Annotated in this window: 2 protein-coding genes and 1 pseudogene; 1 reads left to right on the top strand and 2 read right to left on the bottom strand. The window is 48.4% G+C overall.

Annotated features, from left to right (window positions below; translation table 11 throughout):
• Positions 1-254, top strand: a pseudogene (locus tag F6K37_RS34725) (radical SAM protein); the annotation flags it as partial.
• A gap of 282 nt (positions 255-536) precedes the next feature.
• Here the strand turns inward: F6K37_RS34725 and F6K37_RS34720 are convergent.
• Complete coding sequence (locus F6K37_RS34720; RefSeq protein WP_131827151.1) at positions 537-1,448, bottom strand: hypothetical protein; 912 nt, start codon at positions 1,446-1,448, stop codon at positions 537-539.
• A 311-nt stretch (positions 1,449-1,759) separates the two neighbouring features.
• On the bottom strand, positions 1,760-3,289 hold the full coding sequence (locus F6K37_RS34715) for an LbetaH domain-containing protein (RefSeq protein WP_161603164.1): 1,530 nt from the start codon (positions 3,287-3,289) through the stop codon (positions 1,760-1,762).
• Positions 3,290-3,698: the final 409 nt, after the last annotated feature.

The following is a 3,698-nucleotide window of genomic DNA, read 5'->3' as shown; positions in this document are numbered from 1 at the left end:
TGATTTCCCGAGGGGATCGTCGCTTATCCCAACTCTTAGAACTAACCAGGCATTATGGGGATTCCTTAGGCAGTTTCCGCCGTGCCTTTAAACAATTGCGAGGACAGTTACCTGAACTAGACTTCTACGTCTATACCGACTGGTCAACAGAGCAAGTCTTGCCTTGGAGTCATCTGCTTGGGCCACTTCCCCAGGCCACCTTGCTCAAGCACTTAGGTGCTGCTACAGCCCTGGGGATAGGGCATGGGGAATAGGGCGTGTGGGAAGTGTGGGAAGTGTGGGAAGTGTGGGGCGGGGGCGCGGGAAGTGTGGGGCGTGTGGGGGGAGGGGGAGAGAGCGCGGGAGGTGTATGAAGTGCTCCCGCAAACCATTGCACACAGCCCCTCCCCATTCTCGACAGCATCAAGATAATAAGCTGATGTCCATTTAAATTGGTTATTACCTATTCCCTATTCCCTGTTCCCTATTCCCTGTTCCCTTTGATTAATTTAGGTATCCCAATCTAAATGCTGAACAGCTTACTAATGCTGCTAGGTCTAAGGTTTTTTAATCAATCTTGTCCCAACTCCTGGAAAATTCCATTCCAGCTGCATGTGCAACACAGTGCCAGGAGGACGACCAGCCACCAGTGGTACAGGAACAGCACCATATAAAATATGATCCGAGTGCAGGTGAGTGATGATTGATAATAGCCTGTTACCATCAATCCCTTTCTTAGCAGCCTCAGGAGGACAGAAATTCAATTGTCTGCTAAAAACCGCATTTCCTCGACTATTGGTGACGTAAGCATTTGGTACTCCACCAAATGGTTGCGGGAATATATTGCCATCGGCAGTATACCACATCGCCCAGACCGTGTACACCCGATTCGGGATCAGATTGTTTAGCCGGACTCTGACCCTGTTGTTTCCCCTAGAATCGCAATTAATTTGCATTTGTCCAGAAGCCTTAAACCAATCCGCTACAGTAATCGGATTTGGAGATTCCGGATTAGACTGAGAGCGAGAAACTACCGGAGCATCTAATTGAAATGGCAGTGGAGTTCGTACGGAGAGATCTCCTGAAACCCAGGTATCGATTTGACGCAGAGGTACGTTGACAGCCCCAGGGTCAGTGGTTTCAAGGTCAAAAACTGGGAAAATTGTTTCCAAGAAAGGATCCACGATTGATGCCAAAACAGCATCCTTTCGTGTCGAAGCAGTCAGAGGCAGAGGCTCCTTACCATTGGGGTTGTAGATACCCATTGTTGTTGCTCCTGCCAAGTTCAGGGGAGCAGACAAGAAGTCCCACCGATATCTTGGTTTTCCAAAAAGCCGATTCCAGCCTGTTACCACCTCTGCCTCGATAGTAACGTTAGTGTTTCTCCTCCTCTGTGCTTCAGCTGGGTTAACCTGTGATAAAAAGGCAAAAAGGCTCAAAAAAAACAGAATTCCAAACTTTTTCATCACGGATTTCTTCTCCTAATTAAAAGACCTGTTGCAAACGTCAACTTTTGCCAGGTTGCTGTAGTTGCTATCCTAGTTATCAGCTTGTTTTTCAAAAGTTATGCAAAACCAGCGCTAAAAAATTAAAAATTTGCTCAGCAACCAACAAGCTGCCTTGAGGCGTTGCGTCAGTCTTTTCATGAATAGGAGTAGAGTGGGCATCCTGCCCGCCCCAAAAGATCAAGGGACAGGCAAGATGCCTATTCCACCTCACTCTTAAAATCATTCCATTATTAAGCAACGCCCGAAAAACAACATAGATCAAGGCAAAGACTTCAACCTAAAGTACTGATCTGAACCAGAGCACCAACGCCACACCCGCAGTCGCATCCAGCCGCTTGGGCACGCCCCCACTGGGATAGCATTGAATTTGAATGGGGTAGAGTAATCCGTGCGCTGCGAGACGGTGCCGATGGTGCAATCAAGAACTCATTCCCTGGTGCCACTACAATGGCATCGTCCGGGATATCTTCCGTGACCTCCACCGGTCCAAACACCAGCACCCTAGCACCAATCTTCACCCCCTTACGCACTGTCGGTCCAAACAACACAGTGCCGTTGCCAATGGTAACGTCATCCTCGATTTCCAGTGGACCATGGAGAACTACCCGATCACCGATAACGCATCTAGCTCCTACTCGGCAAGAGGTGAACGTTAGCTGATGAAGGCTTGAGTTTTTACCAATAGTGGTGCCTTTACCAACTGACACAGTGGGAGCCACATCACCGAGAATATAGCTCCCCTTACCAACCACTACTCCTGATGCCAACTGGCACCCTCCCAGGACAATAGCATCTTTATCGATCAGTTCGGGGGACTTTACCACAGGGACAACGAACCTTGCACCAGCTTCAGGACTGTTTGAGGGCGGTGCATTCAAGCCCACTCCCCCAGCATCGTCCGCTGGCGTGCTTGGAGTTGGTACTGGTGTTAGAGGTTCAAAGCGCTCAAAACCCAAGTCTCCCAGAGTCGCTTGACGTGCTGGGATGACTCCGGTCCCACGTCTATAAATACTTGGTGGAGCAACCGATAGCTTTCCAAAGGCTTGATCTAAATTAGGAAAGTCCTCCCCAGGATTGCGAGGATTGCCAGCAACATCAGAAAATGGGATGGTGCGTGCAGCGGCACGATAAAGTAAGTTGAATCCTCGGGCTAGTACTAAGTTTTCTTCATCGACATCAGCAAAGAATAGTGAAAATGGAGCAGGTACCGGAATGATATTGGGTTTAACATCAAGTTGGCTATAGATCCGTGCTCCAAACAACACTAGACTTGCTGGCGGAATCTTGATGGGTCGTCTCGGATTCTCTCCCAGAATCTGTGCTGCCAAACCAGTAAAGCTCGCGTCACCAATGTCGGCATTTTGAACGATCGCATTGATGCCCGTACCACAGGCTTGTCCGATCCGAACCCTTCCGACGAAGGTGACTCCATGGGCGGTGAAGGTTCCATCCCCCAATTCTAGGTTACCTCGACCCAAGGAGCGACCACGGAAGTTGAGCAATCGGGTATTGTCTTGCAAGTTAACAGCGTTACCAATTTTGGCAGAGGCACCCTTGAGGGTAACAAAAGCATCAATCAGGCTAGCGGCTCCCATCTTAAAGTTCCTAGTACCCACGACTGCACTGGGATGGATGAAACTGGTAAAGCCCACTGGTCCTACTGAGGATTTAGCCTGCTGTGCAGCAACTCCTTTCATCCCGCCTGGAATTACTGAGCCCACCGTGGCTGCTGTCGCACCTCCAAGTGCAGCTATCAGTAAATCCCGTCGCGAACAACTGAATCTAGTTAAATTATTGGTCATGCTACCCATGTATTAGGTTAAATGCCTGTCTTTTCAAAACTCGGGGGATGGTTGAATATAGAACACCTTTGTTCTGATCTGTTCTCATTCATGGTCACGGGTCAACTTGAATCGGTTTGACTGACGTCATTCTCAAACCGAAATCATGGTGCCCACTATGCATCCTGATCCGAATTATTGCCTGAGCTACTGACTTTTGGCGGAACTGATGTATGAGACCGGATTAATGTTAACCACACCACCAACCGCCCTTGGTCTCAGCTATGTATTAACTTTTAGCACACTTTATAAAGACACCGGTTAACGAGTTAAAATAACTTAACGTTAATCATTTTTAACAGAAAAGGTACCCTCAAGGGTACTGTCAAGCCAGGGGATGATCTGATCATTGCTACAATAGCAAAGGGAA

The sequence above is a fragment of the Moorena sp. SIO4E2 genome, from assembly GCF_010671945.1.
Classification (GTDB): Bacteria; Cyanobacteriota; Cyanobacteriia; order Cyanobacteriales; family Coleofasciculaceae; genus Moorena; species Moorena producens.
Note: the sequence above shows the minus strand (reverse complement) of the source record. Positions and strands in the feature narration are given on the sequence as shown.

What these genes read in the sequence shown, in the direction of transcription:
- F6K37_RS34715 (WP_161603164.1), bottom strand. Translation starts at nt 3,289, where the DNA reads ATGACCAATAATTTAACTAGATTCAGTTGTTCGCGACGGGATTTACTG.